The sequence below is a fragment of the Rhodoferax sp. ZS1R8 genome (assembly GCF_056521325.1).
In genome coordinates this window covers 31,120-46,573 of sequence record NZ_JBWMBA010000009.1, presented here as the reverse complement: position 1 = coordinate 46,573, position 15,454 = coordinate 31,120, and the positions used below count along the sequence as shown (strand labels likewise).

Annotated in this window: 16 protein-coding genes; 3 read left to right on the top strand and 13 right to left on the bottom strand. The window is 60.9% G+C overall.

Going from position 1 to position 15,454, the window contains the following annotated elements; genetic code table 11:
- Positions 1-241 precede the first annotated feature (241 nt).
- The 4 genes from AC097P_RS22750 to AC097P_RS22735 form a co-directional block, all read right to left on the bottom strand.
- The gene (locus AC097P_RS22750) at positions 242-424 is read right to left on the bottom strand and encodes a hypothetical protein (RefSeq protein ID WP_479612721.1); all 183 of its coding nucleotides are present in this window, start codon (positions 422-424) and stop codon (positions 242-244) included.
- Positions 425-439: 15 nt separating this feature from the next.
- The gene (locus AC097P_RS22745; RefSeq protein ID WP_479612720.1) at positions 440-1,858 is read right to left on the bottom strand and encodes a methyl-accepting chemotaxis protein; all 1,419 of its coding nucleotides are present in this window, start codon (positions 1,856-1,858) and stop codon (positions 440-442) included.
- Positions 1,859-1,932: 74 nt separating this feature from the next.
- The gene (locus AC097P_RS22740) at positions 1,933-2,238 is read right to left on the bottom strand and encodes a hypothetical protein (protein ID WP_479612719.1); all 306 of its coding nucleotides are present in this window, start codon (positions 2,236-2,238) and stop codon (positions 1,933-1,935) included.
- Positions 2,213-3,667 (bottom strand): cytochrome P450, encoded by a 1,455-nt coding sequence (locus tag AC097P_RS22735; RefSeq protein WP_479612718.1) that lies wholly within the window; start codon positions 3,665-3,667, stop codon positions 2,213-2,215. The genes AC097P_RS22740 and AC097P_RS22735 overlap by 26 nt, the downstream gene beginning before the upstream one ends.
- Positions 3,668-3,734: 67 nt before the next feature.
- Between AC097P_RS22735 and AC097P_RS22730 the strand changes: the two genes are divergently transcribed.
- Positions 3,735-4,649, top strand: coding sequence for a helix-turn-helix domain-containing protein (locus AC097P_RS22730; RefSeq protein WP_479612717.1), 915 nt, complete (start codon positions 3,735-3,737; stop codon positions 4,647-4,649).
- Positions 4,650-4,652: 3 nt separating this feature from the next.
- Here the strand turns inward: AC097P_RS22730 and AC097P_RS22725 are convergent, their stop codons facing one another.
- The 8 genes from AC097P_RS22725 to AC097P_RS22690 form a co-directional block, all read right to left on the bottom strand.
- Positions 4,653-6,416 carry an NHL repeat-containing protein gene (locus AC097P_RS22725; RefSeq protein WP_479612716.1) on the bottom strand — a complete coding sequence of 588 codons (1,764 nt, stop codon included), beginning with the start codon at positions 6,414-6,416 and terminating at the stop codon, positions 4,653-4,655.
- A 105-nt stretch (positions 6,417-6,521) separates the two neighbouring features.
- Positions 6,522-6,875, bottom strand: a complete 354-nt coding sequence (locus AC097P_RS22720; protein ID WP_479612715.1) for a DUF1428 domain-containing protein — start codon at positions 6,873-6,875, stop codon at positions 6,522-6,524.
- Between the two features lie 30 nt (positions 6,876-6,905).
- Positions 6,906-7,283: a YciI family protein gene (locus tag AC097P_RS22715; protein ID WP_479612714.1), complete on the bottom strand. Its 378-nt coding sequence runs from the start codon at positions 7,281-7,283 to the stop codon at positions 6,906-6,908.
- Positions 7,284-7,295: 12 nt separating this feature from the next.
- Positions 7,296-7,877, bottom strand: coding sequence for a YceI family protein (locus AC097P_RS22710; protein ID WP_479612713.1), 582 nt, complete (start codon positions 7,875-7,877; stop codon positions 7,296-7,298).
- Positions 7,874-8,281 carry an SRPBCC family protein gene (locus AC097P_RS22705; RefSeq protein WP_479612712.1) on the bottom strand — a complete coding sequence of 136 codons (408 nt, stop codon included), beginning with the start codon at positions 8,279-8,281 and terminating at the stop codon, positions 7,874-7,876. Before AC097P_RS22705 ends, AC097P_RS22710 begins: the two co-directional genes overlap by 4 nt.
- 99 nt (positions 8,282-8,380) lie before the next feature.
- A complete protein-coding gene (locus AC097P_RS22700; protein WP_479612711.1) occupies positions 8,381-9,634 on the bottom strand; it encodes an RNA polymerase sigma factor in 1,254 nt (417 codons plus the stop codon).
- A 138-nt stretch (positions 9,635-9,772) separates the two neighbouring features.
- Positions 9,773-10,876 carry an NADH:flavin oxidoreductase gene (locus tag AC097P_RS22695; RefSeq protein WP_479612710.1) on the bottom strand — a complete coding sequence of 368 codons (1,104 nt, stop codon included), beginning with the start codon at positions 10,874-10,876 and terminating at the stop codon, positions 9,773-9,775.
- 150 nt (positions 10,877-11,026) lie between these two features.
- Complete coding sequence (locus AC097P_RS22690) at positions 11,027-11,752, bottom strand: polysaccharide deacetylase family protein (protein WP_479612709.1); 726 nt, start codon at positions 11,750-11,752, stop codon at positions 11,027-11,029.
- 233 nt (positions 11,753-11,985) lie between these two features.
- Here AC097P_RS22690 and AC097P_RS22685 point away from each other — a divergent pair, with 233 nt between their 5' ends.
- A complete protein-coding gene (locus tag AC097P_RS22685; RefSeq protein WP_479612708.1) occupies positions 11,986-13,371 on the top strand; it encodes a hypothetical protein in 1,386 nt (461 codons plus the stop codon).
- Between the two features lie 27 nt (positions 13,372-13,398).
- On the opposite strand, the gene AC097P_RS22680 is transcribed toward AC097P_RS22685, so the two are convergent.
- A complete protein-coding gene (locus AC097P_RS22680) occupies positions 13,399-14,343 on the bottom strand; it encodes a cupin domain-containing protein (RefSeq protein ID WP_479612707.1) in 945 nt (314 codons plus the stop codon).
- Positions 14,344-14,481: 138 nt separating this feature from the next.
- Here AC097P_RS22680 and AC097P_RS22675 point away from each other — a divergent pair, with 138 nt between their 5' ends.
- Positions 14,482-15,324, top strand: coding sequence for an SDR family oxidoreductase (locus AC097P_RS22675; protein ID WP_479612706.1), 843 nt, complete (start codon positions 14,482-14,484; stop codon positions 15,322-15,324).
- The last annotated feature ends 130 nt before the right edge of the window (positions 15,325-15,454 follow it).

Here is a 15,454-nt window from a genome sequence, read left to right as displayed (position 1 = left end):
GAACATCCAAGCTACCAAGCGGTCCGCTCTTCGGGGTTGGCTATTGAGCGTGTACGTCCCACCTCAGAAACCGCGGCCAAATATGGCTGTTCGGCTCCCCTTTCCGCCCTGGCGAGGGTGGAAAGGGGCGGGGGGGATAGGGGGTGGAGTGAGGAAGCAACAACCCTGAGGCGAAAGGAGCCAGCACCAAGAAGCAAACAAGCCTCCAGCCCTCATACAGAGTGCGTAATCAGCTACCAATTCAATAGCGCCCAGAATCCCCCAACCGCAACGCCCCCGCCGGCGCCCCACCAACACCGGCAGAAGCCGCCAGCTTGAACACTGCCACCGTCTCCACCAAATCACTAGCCTGAGACTTCAGGCTCGACGCCGCAGCCGCCATCTGCTCCACCAACGCCGCATTCTGCTGCGTCGTCTGGTCCATCTGGCTGACCGCCTCTCAAACCTGTGCCACACCGCTGGCCTGCTCGTGGCTGGCGGCGGTGATCTCGCCCATGATGTCGGTCACGCGTTTGATGCTGCTGACCACCTCGGCCATCGTCTCACCGGCCTGGTCCACCAACGCCGAGCCATGCGCGACACGTTCCACGCTGGTGCCGATCAGGCCCTTGATTTCCTTCGCCGCCGCAGCGCTGCGCCCCGCCAGGGACCGCACTTCGGACGCAACAACGGCAAATCCACGGCCCTGCTCGCCCGCGCGCGCGGCCTCGACCGCGGCGTTCAGGGCCAGGATATTGGTCTGAAACGCGATACCGTCGATGACACTGATGATGTCGGCAATCTTGCGGCTGGATTCGTTGATGCCCTTCATCGTCTCCACAACCTGGTCGACGACCTTGCCGCCCTGCATGGCGACCGTGGATGCGTTCAGCGCCAGCTGGTTGGCCTGGCGTGCACTGTCGGCGTTTTGCTGCACGGTGGAGCTGAGTTCTTCCATGGACGCCGCGGTTTCTTCCAGCGCACTGGCCTGGTGCTCGGTGCGGGCGCTCAGGTCGTGGTTGCCCTGCGCAATCTCGGCACTGGCCGAGGACACTTGCTCGGCGTTGCCACGCACGGCGGCCACAATGCCCTGCAGGCGTTGGCGCATGGTTTCCAAGCCCATCAGCAGTTGCGAGGTTTCATCCTTGCCGTCGACCTGCAGCGCCACCGTCATGTCGCCTTCGCCCATGCGCTGGGCGCTGTCGGCTGCCACACTCAGCGGGCGCGTGACGTGGCGGCTGACAAGCAGCCCCAGCACCACACCCGCACCAACACTCAACAGTACCAGCAGGGCCGTTATGTTGCGGCTGTGGTGGTAGAGCGCGGTATTGGCTTCGGCCAGGGCTTTGGCCTCTTGCTCCTTGAGCTGCGAGAGGCCCGACATGGTGTTGCCCAGCTGGATGCTGGGAGGTACAACCTGTTCTTTCAAAAAGGTCATAAGGTCATTGGGCTCCTGTAGCTCGACGCCCTTCATCTTGGTCAGCAGGGCTGCAACGACTTGCTTGTCCTGCGTGGCTGCTTCGCGCAGCTTGCTCAGTTGCTGTTTACCTTCGGCGGACGTGAAAAAGGGTGCCGCCTGTTCGATCAGGCTGTTGCTCTTGTCGCGCCCCTCCTGCACGCGTTTGAGCGCGCCCGTGCGGTCGGCCAGGCCAGTGGCCAGCAGTGCATCTCGGATTGCGACGACGGCCTTGAGTCGCTCCACATTGGCCTCTTTGAACAGCGACAGGCCTATCAGTTCGCGTTCGTACAACAATGTGTCGGCGTCGTCGATCTGTTTCATGTTGTAGATCGCAAAACCACCCAACGCCGCGCACAGCAGGCTGACAGTAATAAATGCTGCCACCAGTTTGCTGGCAATTTTGAAGTCTGACAATTGCATGGCCGCGTCTCCTTGCGTGGTGTTCAAGGGACTATAGCGACAAGCCTTGGCTTATGGAACTCTTTCAATGCCCATCAATGTGCGCCATCGGCGGCGAGCTGGGCCAGCAGCTCTTCGCCCCAGGCCCAGGGCCCAACGAGGGTCAGCGTCACTGTGGTCCAGCCGCCATCCGTCTGCGTGTGAACATCTGCATCCCACACGCCACCCTCGTCCATTGGGCCAAGTTGCCCCGGGCTGTGGCTCTGTGCCCAGGCCATCACCGCCTGCAGTTCGGCCTGCAGCGCCGGCAGCTGCGCCGCCCGTACGCTGGCCATGGCTTCCCAGCTGCCGTGGCCTTCGCCGTCGTCGCTGGCGTCAAAAATCAGGTACTGCAGGGGCATGGGTTGGGATGAGGCGGGTCAGTTGCAGCATAACGGCTTGCTTGGGGCGCAGGGTCACATGCAGTTCAGGTTCGCAGGGTGCTGCGCCGGGTGGCAACGCTAGCGCAAAGCGTTGCAACAGCATGGCCGACAACAGCGTCATTTCCACCATAGCGAAATGCTGGCCCAGGCAGACCCGCGGGCCGGCACCAAACGGCATCCAGGCACCTTTGGGTATGGGCGGCGCGCCGTCCAGAAATCGTTCTGGGCGGAAGGCATGGGGCTGTGCAAACCAGCGTTCGTCGTGGTGCAGTACCCACGGTGTGATGCGCAGCATGGCGCCTTTGGGGACGTGCCAGCCATCCAGCACGATGGGTGCGGTGGTACGCCGGCTCATGATGGCCGCCACCGGCGGGTACAGGCGCATGGCCTCCTTCAGCGTGGCGGTCAGCCAGGGCAGTTGCGCCATGTGCTGTGGACCGGGCGTGCCGTTGCCCACCACGGCACGCACCTCGTTCCGCGCGCGCTGGGCCACGGCCGGGTGTTCGGCAAGTAGCCGGCTCCACCACAGCAGGGCCGTGGCCGAGGTTTCGTGGCCGGCCTGAAAGCTCACCATGCACTGGTCAAACACTTCCTGGTCCGACAGGGCTGACCCCGTGGCCTCATCGCGCAGGGCCAGCAGGCGGCCCAGCAAATCCTGCTGGTTTTGCTGGTCGGGTTGCGCGGCGATGGCGGCTTGCCGATCGGTGATGTGCCCCTGTATCAGCTGGCGCAGGCTGCGCAGCGCCCGGCGTTTGGCGGCCTTGCCGGGCAGCGGAAGCCAGTCGGGCAGCGTGAACAGGCGAAACATTTCGCGAAAGGCAGTGGCGGACAGGGTCTGCGTGGCCTCGATCGCGGCCAATGAATCCTGCTGCGCAGATCGGCTGAACAGCGTGCGCAAAATCACATCCATGGCCACCCGGCTCCACAGCGCATCCATGGCCACCAGCGCGCCGGGCTGGTCGTCGGGCACCAGCTTGTCGAAGGCCTGCTGTGCGGCAGTGGTCATCAGCTCGGCATAGCCCGCCACCTGCTTGGGTGTGAACGCCGCCATCAGCATCCGGCGCTGGCGCTGCCAGGTGGCGCCCTCGGTGACCAGCACACTTTGGCCGAAGACCTGGGTAAATACTTCTATGCCACGCTCCCAGCGGATCAGCGAATCGGCATGGGTGACCAATGCCTCGCGCACCAGATCGGGCGACATCAAGTCCCAGGCGTGTTCGTTGCCCAGGCGCATGGTACTGATGTCACCGTGGTTGCGCTGCAGCTGCGTTACAAAGCCCAAGTAGTCGCGCCGCATGGCAGACAGCAGGGGCAGGCCCCACCAGCGCGATACGGGGCCGGGCGGGGTGGATGGGCGAGTAGTGGAGGGGATGGCTGTAGGGTGGATGGCTGCGTTCATGTGGGGCATTGTGTGGCGCCGGCAGTGCTGCCGTATTGAACGATTGCGACATGGCTGGCCACTTACACTGCCGGCCATGGCAAGCCCCAGCACGAACACCATTGCATTCGACCCCACGCTATGGCCCAGCGGCACCTTGTGGCAGCCCCGTGCATCGCTGACGGCGTGTGTGCGTGCCAGCATGGTGCGCAACACGCTGGGCGCAGACCATACCGACGCGCAACGGGTGAACCACTTTCCGGCATCGCCGATGTGCAGCCTGAGCTGGTGGTTCAGTGGCAGCAGTTACTGTTTGTCCAGCCCTCCCGCTGTTGCCGCGGAAGGCGATCTCGGTGAGGTGGTGCCCATGCCTGGGCGGTGGGTGCTGTGCGGACCGCAAACGCGGCCTGTCGCCAGTTGGTGCCCGGGGCCTGTGCACTCCATGATGGTCCTGATGATGCCGGACGCTCTGCACGCTTTGACGGGTCTGCAGGTGCCCGACCTGATAGACCGTTTTTTTGATGCCAGCACCGTGCTGCCACCCGATTGGATGCCCATGTGCCAGCAGGTGCAAGACGCTTCGGACGATGCACAGCGCCTGCAGGTGCTGGAGGATTTTCTGGAGCCGCGCTGGCAACGGTGCCGGCCCAGCCAGCCCTTGGTTCAACAGCGCTATTCAGACTGGGTGGCCCACCTGGCACTGCGGGCGGCTGTGTCTGCGCCGGGGCGTAGCCTGCGGCAGCTGGAGCGGCGCATCAAGCAGTGGTCTGGCTTGCCGCTGCGCGAACTGCGCGTCATGGGCCGCTCTGAAGAGGCCTTTTTGGCAACCGCCGCGCTGGCCACGCAGACGACGGGCAAGCTCGACTGGGCGCAGATCGCGGTGGACACCGGTTACTCCGACCAATCCCACATGATTCGCACCACGCGGCGCATCACCGGCTTTACGCCCGAGGCGCTGGGCAAAGGTATACAGCAGCAGGAGAGTTTTTGGGCCTACCGTTTGTGGATGTGAGCTTCATGGCGCCATGTAGAAGTTGATCAGTATGCCCACGGCGATCAAGGCACACAGCAGCCCACGTTGCCACAGCGGCCGGTTTTTGAAGGCCTGCCAGGCCAGGGCCTGGTCGCTGACCAAGTTGTTGGGCGGCAGGCGCGCCAGCACGGCGCGGTTGAAGAGGTCCATGTCGAACATAGGCTCGCCCGCCTTGCTGAGCCGAGTCGGAATGCGAAAGCGAATGAGCCTGGAGCCCATCAGCAGAGCATTGGTGGATGCATGGATCTCTCGTAGCGGGGCGACGCACACGACTTCACCGTCTTTGATCCAACCCAGCCGGCTTTCGGTCACGCGCAGTTCTGCGGGTCGCCACAGTTCTTGCCACATCCACCAAATGCAGACACAGGGGCCGGCGATGCCAAGCAATGCGACGGGCGCAAACTTCCAGTTTTGGCGGGCTTTCTCCAGGTCGCCCAGGCTGAGCCAGGGCAGGAGCGTTGGTACGGTGGTGACGGCTATCACGAGCGGTATAGCCAACACCACAGTCAATACCAGCACTTGTACGCGTGCCGCCTTTCGGTACGATGCTGTTTGCCGCAGCACTATCGGATACCGTAGCGTGGCATCGGCCTTGCTCAACCCGGCCAGTTCTGCCTTTGACTGATTATCGAACTGCCCGGGCCGCTTGGGCTTCTCGCCAAAGAGCAGGCCCAGCAACAAACCCAGCGCAATGACCACGCCACCCGCGACCATCGCACCCCGTTGCCACAGCGCGCCAGCTTGTGCCCGTTCTTGCAGGGGTTTGAGTTCACCGCGGAAGTCGGCGTCGCCAAATTCGCCCAGGTCGCGCCCTTGTGCGTCGATGTGGTGCAGTTTGACCAGGCTGTAGTCGGCAGCCAGTGCCGTGTTGTTGCCCAGCGCCTCGAGGATGATGGGGTCGGCATCCGCTGCCAGCGCAGCCCGCGCCACGGGGCGTTGTCGCGCGTCGAACACCAGCACGTCGCCATCTTTCTGGCCTTGCTTGACCGCCAGCATCCACAGCGTGCCGTCTGGTCCGAAGGCCGCGTCCGTGACCTTGCCACGGCCTTTGCGGGCCTGGCCATGGTCGGCCGAGCCCAGCGTGCGATCCAGTTGCGCAGGTTGGCCGGGCGAGACGCGCAGCCAAGCCAAGCGCCGGTGGTCGTTGTCGGCCACCACCAGCGTGTTGTCGCCCAGGTAGCGCAGCCGGTTTGGAAAATACAGGGGCACGGCCTGCGCGTCGGTTCCGCCCAAGGTCTTGCCGTCCAGATCAAACCACTGCACGCGGCCGCTTTTGGCATCGGCGATGAACACGCGCTGCCCTGGGCGGTCCACGGCCATGTGCACGGCGCGGGAGCGGGCATCGGCCTTGAGCTGCGGCCCCTCCATGGCAGTACGGCAATCTACCAATTGCGACTGCTCGTTGCTCCAACTGCAGCGCAGCACGCGCGGCACCGTGGTGTCGTCAAAGAACCAGGCCTCCATGCGCTGCTGCTCGTCCACCGTCCAGTCCATGTCGTGGGGGCTTTCTGCCAGACCCAGCGTTTGGATGTCCTGGCGCGCCACGCGGCGGCCCTGCGCGTCGAGCAGATGCAGCGCCTTGTTGGCGACAACGGCGACGCGCTCGCCCTGCTCAGCCTTGAAGACCCGCAGCGCGGTGATGCCGTCGTCCGGGTTCGACAGGCGCTGGCCGTGTATGAAGCCGGCCAGGCACAGTGCAAAGCTGATCAGGATAGGTATGGCCAGTTGCCACTCGCGTTTGGTCATGGGAGTTGCCTGCATGCAAGGATGGATGAATCAGCGCCGGCCTCGCTGCCGGGTCCATGGGTCTCTCCAAGGGTTTGATTCTGTTCACGCGTGTCGCTTCGCAGCTCACAGTTCCACAATCGTCTGGAAGCCGCCCCAGATCAGGCGCTTTCCATCAAAGGGCATGGGGTTGGCTTCCGACGTCATGCGCGGATCGGCCATGAGTTTCGGCCATGCCGCGTCGCGCACTGCGCGCGAAGGCCACACGACCCAGGAGAACACGACGGTTTCGTTCTCTTCCTTCTTGACTGCCAGGGGGAAAGAGGTGAGCTTTCCATCCGGTACGTCATCACCCCAACATTCCACAACCTTCAGTGCGCCGTACTCCCTGAAGAGGGGCGCGGCCTGCGTAGCGTGCTGGATGTACTTTTCCTTGTTCTCGGTAGGCACTGCGGCCACAAATCCATCGATGTATTGCATGTTCATCTCCTTAGTATTGGGTTGTATCAATCAGGTAGAAAATTCGTTGGCAGGTGGCGTGAAAGATTGAAAATCCGCGACATCTAATTCCCGAATGGGCCGCACTTCGATGCTGCCGTGTTGCACCGGCGGGATTTTTGTGGCCAGGCGAATCGCATCATTCAAGTCATTGGCTTCCAGCAGGTAGAAGCCGGCCAGTTGTTCCTTGGTTTCGGCAAAAGGGCCATCGGTCATGGACAGTTGGCCATTGCGCACCCGCAGCGTGGTGGCGGTTTCCACCGGGTGCAGGGGTTCTGCGGCCAGCAGATGGCCGCTGGCCTGCAGGCCCTTCGCGGCCTCAAAACACACGGCGTCAGGGCAGGCGCTCCACTTCTCCTTGGAGAGGTAGACCAGGCAGAGGTATTTCATAGAGGCCTCGATTTACGGTGCGGCCACCGCTTCGACTTGGATGCGCAGCGCCACGTCCATGTTGAAGCCATAGTCCTTGCCGGCCGACAGGCCAAAGGCGTCACGGTTGAAACTGCCGCTGGCGTCTGCGCCACACAGCTCTCGTTTGAGCATGGGATGCGGCACACACTTGAAGCGGTGGATGCTGAGGTTGACCGGGTGCGTCTGGCCATTGAGCGTCAGCGCGCCGATCAGCTGCGTCGGGCTGCCATTCACAAACTTGTCCAATGTGCCTTTGTAGGTGGCGCGGGGGGACTTCTCCACGTTGAAAAAGTCCTTGCCCGTCGCCCAGGTGTTCAGCGCCGGCAGGCCGAAGTCGATGGAGCCTAGGTCGATATCGATCTCCACGGTGCCGATTGCGGCGGCCTTGTCCAGGACGACCGTGCCGGAGTTCTTGTTGATCTTGCCTCGCCAGACTGAGATGCCCATGTGGTCGGCCTCGAAGCTGGGGTAGGTGTGGGTGGGGTCTATCGTATAGCTGACCGGTGCGGCCATCGCGCTGGTTGCTGCCAGGGCCAGTGCGGCCCACAAAATTTTCAAAGAGGGTTTGTTCATTTGGATGTCTCCACGTGTTGGGCGAATTTGTTCAGTATGGATTGCCAGCCGAAGCGCTGCTGCTCTACCGGGTGTTCCGTCTCAGCATCGAAGGTTGAACGCACGGTGACGCCATCGGCACCTTCTATGAATTCGACGGTTCCGGTCCGGTCACCGAAGGCGTATTCGATGCGCTGGTTAGTCACGACTTTGGTATAGGTACCTGCAAAATCAAATCCAAAACTGCCGTCCTTGGCCTCCATGCGGGACGAGAACGCGCCGCCCTCGCGCAGGTCGACGGTGGATTGGGTGGTGTGCCAGTCGTCGGACGCCGCATTCCACTGGATGATGTCGGCCGGGGTGGTATAGGCGCTCCAGACCTTGGCAACCGGCGCATGGATAAGGGTTTCAACCGTGATTTGCATGAGTGGTTCCTCTGGGGGGTGCCGGTGTGCGGCAGGTTTTAAACAAACTAGTCGATCGGGCCAAGGGCAATTCGACATCCATGGAAAATATTTTTGAAATCAATGGGTGATCCCTGATAGCCGACGCTCCAGGAAGCGGCGCTCGGGCGCAAGCTGCACCAGTGACAGAGCCGCCTGGTAGGAGGCACGTGCCTCGTCCCAGCGATGTAACCGGCGGCACAGATCGGCGCGCGCCGCGTGTGCCAAGTGGTAGTCCTGCATGGCAGGTAGCGTGAGCAGTTCATCGACGAGCGCGAGACCTTGTTCACACCCGTCGTGCATCGCAACAGCCACCGCGCGGTTAAGCGCAATAACGGGTGAGGGCTCCATGCGCAACAGTTCATCGTAGAGGCCGACAATCTGCCCCCAATCCGTCTGGTCGGCACGCGCGGCTTCTGCATGCACCGCAGAAATGGCGGCCTGTAGAGCGTAAGGACCTATGCCGGGCATATGCAGGGCTTTCTCCACCAGTGCACATCCCTCTGCAATCAGGTTGGCCTGCCAGAGCGCGCGGTCTTGTTCCTCCAAGGGTATCAAATTCCCTGCGTTGTCGGTGCGCGCGGCGCGGCGCGATTCGTGGAGCAACATCAGCGCCAGCAGACCTGGGACTTCGGCTGACGGTGAAGCTGGCAACACCTCGGCAATCAACCGCGTCAGGCGTATGGCCTCGTGCGACAGTTCTGCCCGGGTCAGCAGCGCACCTGACGACGGGGAATAACCCTCGTTGAACACCAGGTAGAGCACCCGCAGCACGCTGGGCATACGCGCCGCGAGCTCATCGGCCTCGGGCACATGGTACGGAATCCTGGCGTCCCGGATTTTGGCCTTGGCGCGGACAATGCGCTGCGCCAGCGTGGGAGCGGGCGTCAGGTAGGCCCGGGCGATCTCCTCGGTAGTGAGGCCGCAGACCTCGCGCAGCGTGAGTGCCACTTGCGCATCAGGTGCCAGCGCCGGGTGACAGCAGGTGAAGATCAGGCGCAGCGAGTCGTCTTCCAGTGCAGCAGACTCGTCTGTGGGCACCGTTTCATCGGCGATCGCTTCCACGGCTTGGTCCATGGTTTCGGTGGACGTGAATCGCGCCTGCCTGCGGATATTGTCAATGGCCTTGAAGCGCCCGGCAGACACCAACCATGCTGACGGATTGCCGGGCACACCGTGCGCGGGCCACTGCTCCAGCGCGGCGCGAAAGGCCTCGTGCAGTGCCTCTTCCGCAAGATCGAAGTCCCCGAGGAGCCGCACCAGCGTGGCAAATACACGCCGCGCATCGCGGCGGTACACGGTATCAATGGCTTGCGTTGTGTGGGCCTTACTCATTTCGCAAGAATATCGCAAGCGTCCCCGCGAGCGAGGTCGGCGCATCTTCTGGAAATTACTGGCTATCGATTCCGGAATTGCGCGGTCATTCAGGCGCGTCGAATCTTGGCTGGACTCGGCCCTATCGCGCACCCGAAATCAGATCAGGCTTGCCAACGCCGCTGGTGAAAAATCCGAAAGCTCAGTCGTACGTCCTTCCCGCACCTTCAGGGCCCAGTCAGGGTCGCTGATCAAGGCGCGCCCAACTGCCACTAAATCGAAGTCACCGCGATCAAAACGGCGCATGAGTTCATCCAGCGAAGCCGGCTTGGAAGACTCCCCTCCAAACGCGGCAATAAACTCACCGCTCAGCCCCACCGAACCCACTGTGATTGTCGGGATACCGGTTAGTTTTTTGGCCCAGCCGGCGAAATTCAGGTCAGAGTCTGCAAACTCAGGTTCCCAGAAGCGGCGCTGGGAGCAATGGAACATGTCGGCGCCCGCATCCGCAAGTGGCTTCAGCCAAGCCGCCATTTCATCAGGCGTCTTTGCCATTTGCACGGTGTAGTCCTGTTGTTTCCACTGTGACAGCCGAATGATCACTGGGAAGTCGGGGCCTACCTCTGCGCGTACCGCTTTCAGGATGTCGGCCGCGAACCTGCCACGCTGCACGAGGTCGTTGCCGCCATATCGGTCTGCGCGCAAATTGGTGCCCTCCCAAAAGAATTGGTCAATCAAATACCCGTGCGCACCGTGCAGCTCTATGGCATCAAAGCCCAGTCTTTTGGCGGCACCCGCGGCACGTGCAAAGGCGGCGATGGTGTCGGCGATGGCTTCGTCCGTCATGGGCTCGCAGAACGGTTTGCCCGGTGAGGAATATCCCGATGGGGAATCCCACGGCAGGGGCGGCTGCCATTCCGAGCGGCGGTTGCGCACGGCGCCCACATGCCATAGCTGTGGTGCCATCAGTCCACCCACACCGTGAACGGTGTCGATAACCTTTTGCCAGCCCGCCAGCGCGGCGTCACCCCAAAAGTGTGGAACATTGGGATCATTGGACGCGGCCGGGCGCTCAACGACTGTGCCCTCCGAGACGATCAAGCCAACGGCGGATGCCGCACGCTTGCGGTAGTACTCCGCTACGGCGTCGTTGGGCACCCCACCCGGGGAAAACGACCGCGTCATCGGGGCCATCACGATGCGGTTGGGCAAGTGCAAGGACTTCAGCGTAAATGGTTGAAAAAGGTCGTTGGAAGGTGGCATGTCAGATTTCAAAACACAGAATGGAAAATTGGATCAGTCTACGGTGTCACCAGGGACAACGAGCCGACTGTGTGTCGCCGATGCGATTCCAAGGCGCTGATTTCCAGACTCTCAGGAGGGCCAGCTACTGGTTAGCGACCCCAGTAGGTGTCACGGAATAACTTTTAGCGACACCTGGTCAAGGCGCACGAAAGTGAACCCTTCCTTAAGCAAATGCGTAATGCCGACCGACAATCCCTCAGCAGAATCAGATGCGGGTTTATTCATGTGCGCGATGATGACATCGCCGCTCTTGACGTTCTTGAGTCTTTTTTCAATTGCAAGGCGCTTGAGTGTGGCACCGGAATCCGCGTTCACTGAAAAGCCGGCAATTCCGTATCCCAACTTTTCAATTTCGGTGACTGCCTGCGTATCGTATTCAGCTGTTGCACCGCGGTACCAATGCGGCGGTACGCCAATCAACTCAGTGATTGCCCGCGCTCCTTCCGAGACCTCACGGCGCAGATGGATAACGTCCGGTTCGCCCGGGATGCCATACACCTTCTTGCCCGTGCCTATGACGGCGGGGATGTGATTTTCACCGTGATCTTCCACATCAAACAAATCCAAGTGGTCCTTGATGATGGCAACGGCTTTGGGATTGGCCAACAACCATTTCTTGGTCACAAACATCGTTGTCGGAATGTGATTGCGGATCAGAAACTGTACAAGGTCGTCGTCAAATTTTCCGGAACAGGCGTCCAATGTCAGCGCGATGCGCTTATCGGACGCTTGCACGTCTGCAAGCCGGTCATGTATTTCAAAGGGCTGGCTTTCAGCCCGTGCGGAGCTACATGCAAGGGCCAGAGTGATAAGCAGTGGTGCGAATAGCTTCATCAGGATGGGCATCGTAATTCAAACCGAATTAGCCATGTTCAAAATCCACTTCACGAAGATTGCATACTCCACCGCAACAGAGGAACAACTTTCGCTTGCTGCCCGTTCGTTGATCACATGGCATTCAAAGAATCACTTTGTAACAATGCAACGCAAACGCTCACCATTCAAGCGCACCCTATGGACTAGCATCTTGACGCTGATGTGCAGCGCTTTGAGAGAACGGTGAAACCATGCTGAAGAAGACCAGTGTTAGCTTTTCAAGTCTATTGTCCGCAATGGCGATGTTGTCGGCTCCAGTACACGCCAATGACTCGTTCAATACATCAACAAAAATCCTGACCCTTCCCAGCATTCAGGTGGGGCCGACCCAGTATTTAAACGTCCAGGCAAAAATTGGCACTTATACGGTCGTCAGTGCTGGTAACGCGTCTGCTTCCGCCGCAGCCGATACGTTCAATGCGCAATCAAATTTGCTGTCCCTTGCGGGTGTCGATGTAGACGGCGCCACGACTTATGGCAACGTATTGGTTCAACTCGGCGCTGACTACAGCGTTCTAAGTGTTGGCGCGTCCAGCCCCGTTTCAGTGACTGCACGTGCTGCGGCTTTGGCCGGCAAACTGAAAAAGCCGAGCCGTCTTTTGGTTGGACTCGGCACAGGGTCATCTGAGAGCTCGGTCCAAGCGCAAGGGCTCAAACCAGACATCAACGATGCCTATCTGGTGGGCGTTGGTGCCGACGCTTGGCCAACCTGGAACAGCCCTAGTGGGGCCTATGTAAACGTTGCTGCTGCCAAGGCAGACAAAATGGGCGCAGTTCCCATGTTTACGTTTTATCAAATGGCGTCAAACGGTGACGGCAATCTGTCTGGCATCAATGATCCGGCTTTCATGGAGAAATATTGGATCAACGTGCGTTTGTTGTACCAACGGCTCAGCATTTATGGCAAACCTGTATTGATCAACTTTGAGCCCGATTTCTGGGGCTATGTTCAGCAGCAATCACCCGGTAACGATCCACGCCGATTGCCCGCCCAGGTTTCTCGCGGTAGCGGGTGCGCCGATCAGCCTGACAATGCAGTTGGGATCGTTGGGTGTTTGGTGGAACTCGGACGCAAACATGCGCCTGCAGCTTTGCTTGGTTTCTCGCCATCGACATGGGGTGGCAAGTCCGCCCAAGATGTTGCATCGTATATGGCAGTTCTCGGCGCGCAGTATGCCGACTTTACTGCGGTGCAAACGCTAGACCGAGACGCCGGTTGTTTTGAAGTACAAGGCTCCAACTGTTCCCGCGGCGGCTCGGGTTGGTACTGGGATGACAATGCGTACCGTAACCACCTTTCTGAAGCCAGCACTTACGCAAAGACTATCGGGCTCCCCTTGGTTTGGTGGCAAACCCCCATGGGCGTTCCCTCGTCGACGGTGGGTGGAACGCCGGGCGCTTACAGGGACAACCGGATGCAGTACTTCCTGACACACCCTACTGACCTAACCGCGATTGGAGGGGCCGCTGTAGTGTTTAGTGTCGGTGCCGGCGGGCAGACAAACATCGATACCGATGGTGGGCAATTCAAACGTCTCTCCGAGGCGTACCTCGCCAAACCGGTCCCGTTGAATTAGAGGCAGTTCATCAATGCGCAACCGGCGTTAGCCGATGCGCCAAGCCAGCGATTTGTCCTGCGTGTCCTGGCGGCGGAAGTCGCGTGGGGCCGTGCCCACCGTGCGCTTGAAAACCTTGGAAAAGCTGAATGCATCGGTGTAGCCAACCTCTTGCGCAATCTGCTCCAGTGAGCGCTCCGACTCGCTCAGCGCGGCCATGGCTTTTTGCATGCGCACCGTGCGCAAATAGTTGAGTGGCGTATTGCCCATCGATTCGCGAAATCGCTCTGCCAGGCTGGTGCGCGACAGCCCTGCATGCTGTGCCAACGCGTCCAGCGTCCAGGCGCGGGCGCAGTCGTCGTGCATAGCTTGTACGGCCTTCATCACCTGCGGGTCCTGGATGCCGTGGCTCCAGCTCGGTGTGCCTTTGCCCTGGCGCTGCAACATCTCGCGCATCAGCAATACAAAAATCACGTCCAGCAGCCCGTACACCAGGGTCTCGCTGCCCAGCTCGCGCAGGGCCAGTTCTTGTTGCAGCAGTTGCATGCTGTGCGCGATGGCAGGCGGGTAGGGACCATCTTGTGTGGTCAATACCAGCCAGCCCGGCATCTCGGCAAAGAAGGGGTGCACGGGTGTGTGCCAGAACTGGTAGGCGCCGCTGATGAGTGCGTTCTGCGGCGAATCGGCAGGTGCACCCGCTTCTGGTAAGGGCCATGCGTGGTCGAGGGCTACGGTTTGCGCAGACGTCATGTCTTCGTGGGTGCTGATGCTGTGCACGCAGCCGCGCGCCATGACCGCCATATCACCGGCCTGCAAACACAGGGGTTGCGGCAGGGACGTGGAATGCAAATACACCTGCCCCGCCGTGACCACGTGCACGCCCATGCTGCGTTCGCACGGGAACTGTAGCGCGCTGGCATCACGCAGGTGGCGCCGGTCCAAAAGCCGGCGGCGCAGCCCTGCCTGGCGAAAAATGTCGGTCAATAGATCCATTGGTCTCAAGTCCCCTTGCGGGGGCTGGTGTGGTGCACTGTTCGGACGATTGGACATGAAAAATGTTTTTTTGTCTATTCGCAGTACGGATGTTTGGGCGGATCATTCGCTCGTCCACAACTTTTCTAGGAAACAAAAATGTCCCACATACTCGTCATCGGTGCCAACGGCACGGTCGGTTCTGAACTCGTACGCTTGTTGCGCGCGGCAGGGCACAGCGTCCTCAAAGCGACCAGCCGCTCGGTCACCGATGCCGCTACCGAGGTACACCTGAATCTGGTAACCCGTGCCGGCCTGGATACGGCGCTGCGCGGTGTCAGCAAAGTTTTCATGTTGTCCCCGCCCGGCCACACCAACCAGGACGAACTGCTCAACCCGGTGGTAGACGCCGCCAAAGCCCACGGTGTGCAGAAGATCGTTCTGATGACCGCCATGGGGGCCAACGCAGATGACAACGCACCGATGCGCAAAGCCGAGGTGCATCTGGAAAACTCGGGGCTGGCGTACAACATCATCCGGCCCAACTGGTTCATGCAGAACTTCAACTCGTTCTGGATCCAGGGCATCCTGGAGCACGGAAAGATCTTCCTGCCGGTGGGCTCCGCCAAAGGCAGCTTCATTGATGCACGCGATATCGCCGCAGTGGCTGCGCGCCTGCTGAGCACCGACGACTTCAACCAGCGCGACTTTGATCTGACCGGCGGGGTGGCGATGGACCACGACGCGGTGGCAGCCATTTTGTCGAAAGCGACCGGCCAGACGATCACCTACCAGGACATTCCCGAGGGCGATATGCGCGGCGCTCTGTTGCAGGCGGGCCTGCCACCGGCCTATGCCGAGTTTTTGCTGATGATTCTGGGTTACTTTAAGTTGGGCTATTCCGAGCGCACGACGGACACCGTGCAAACGCTGCTGGGCCGCCCACCCATCACACTGGAACAGTACGCGGCCGACTACCGCAGCGCCTGGGTCAAAGCCTGACGGAGCATCGGCGTGGCGGGGTATTCAGAATGGCCTAAAGATCCAAGTGAGCGCCCCGCCAGCCCTGTGTGGTTGGTTGCTGCTAGAAAGGTAGCTCTACCCCGCTCCACTCCTGTAGGGGCGCGCGGAG

Bases quoted from the DNA above. Each gene is read 5' to 3' on its own strand.
- AC097P_RS22750 (WP_479612721.1), bottom strand. From the start codon at position 424: ATGGACCAGACGACGCAGCAGAATGCGGCGTTGGTGGAGCAGATGGCG.
- AC097P_RS22745 (WP_479612720.1), bottom strand. From the start codon at position 1,858: ATGCAATTGTCAGACTTCAAAATTGCCAGCAAACTGGTGGCAGCATTT.
- AC097P_RS22740 (WP_479612719.1), bottom strand. From the start codon at position 2,238: ATGCCCCTGCAGTACCTGATTTTTGACGCCAGCGACGACGGCGAAGGC.
- AC097P_RS22735 (WP_479612718.1), bottom strand. From the start codon at position 3,667: ATGCCCCACATGAACGCAGCCATCCACCCTACAGCCATCCCCTCCACT.
- AC097P_RS22730 (WP_479612717.1), top strand. From the start codon at position 3,735: ATGGCAAGCCCCAGCACGAACACCATTGCATTCGACCCCACGCTATGG.
- AC097P_RS22725 (WP_479612716.1), bottom strand. From the start codon at position 6,416: ATGACCAAACGCGAGTGGCAACTGGCCATACCTATCCTGATCAGCTTT.
- AC097P_RS22720 (WP_479612715.1), bottom strand. From the start codon at position 6,875: ATGCAATACATCGATGGATTTGTGGCCGCAGTGCCTACCGAGAACAAG.
- AC097P_RS22715 (WP_479612714.1), bottom strand. From the start codon at position 7,283: ATGAAATACCTCTGCCTGGTCTACCTCTCCAAGGAGAAGTGGAGCGCC.
- AC097P_RS22710 (WP_479612713.1), bottom strand. From the start codon at position 7,877: ATGAACAAACCCTCTTTGAAAATTTTGTGGGCCGCACTGGCCCTGGCA.
- AC097P_RS22705 (WP_479612712.1), bottom strand. From the start codon at position 8,281: ATGCAAATCACGGTTGAAACCCTTATCCATGCGCCGGTTGCCAAGGTC.
- AC097P_RS22700 (WP_479612711.1), bottom strand. From the start codon at position 9,634: ATGAGTAAGGCCCACACAACGCAAGCCATTGATACCGTGTACCGCCGC.
- AC097P_RS22695 (WP_479612710.1), bottom strand. From the start codon at position 10,876: ATGCCACCTTCCAACGACCTTTTTCAACCATTTACGCTGAAGTCCTTG.
- AC097P_RS22690 (WP_479612709.1), bottom strand. From the start codon at position 11,752: ATGAAGCTATTCGCACCACTGCTTATCACTCTGGCCCTTGCATGTAGC.
- AC097P_RS22685 (WP_479612708.1), top strand. From the start codon at position 11,986: ATGCTGAAGAAGACCAGTGTTAGCTTTTCAAGTCTATTGTCCGCAATG.
- AC097P_RS22680 (WP_479612707.1), bottom strand. From the start codon at position 14,343: ATGGATCTATTGACCGACATTTTTCGCCAGGCAGGGCTGCGCCGCCGG.
- AC097P_RS22675 (WP_479612706.1), top strand. From the start codon at position 14,482: ATGTCCCACATACTCGTCATCGGTGCCAACGGCACGGTCGGTTCTGAA.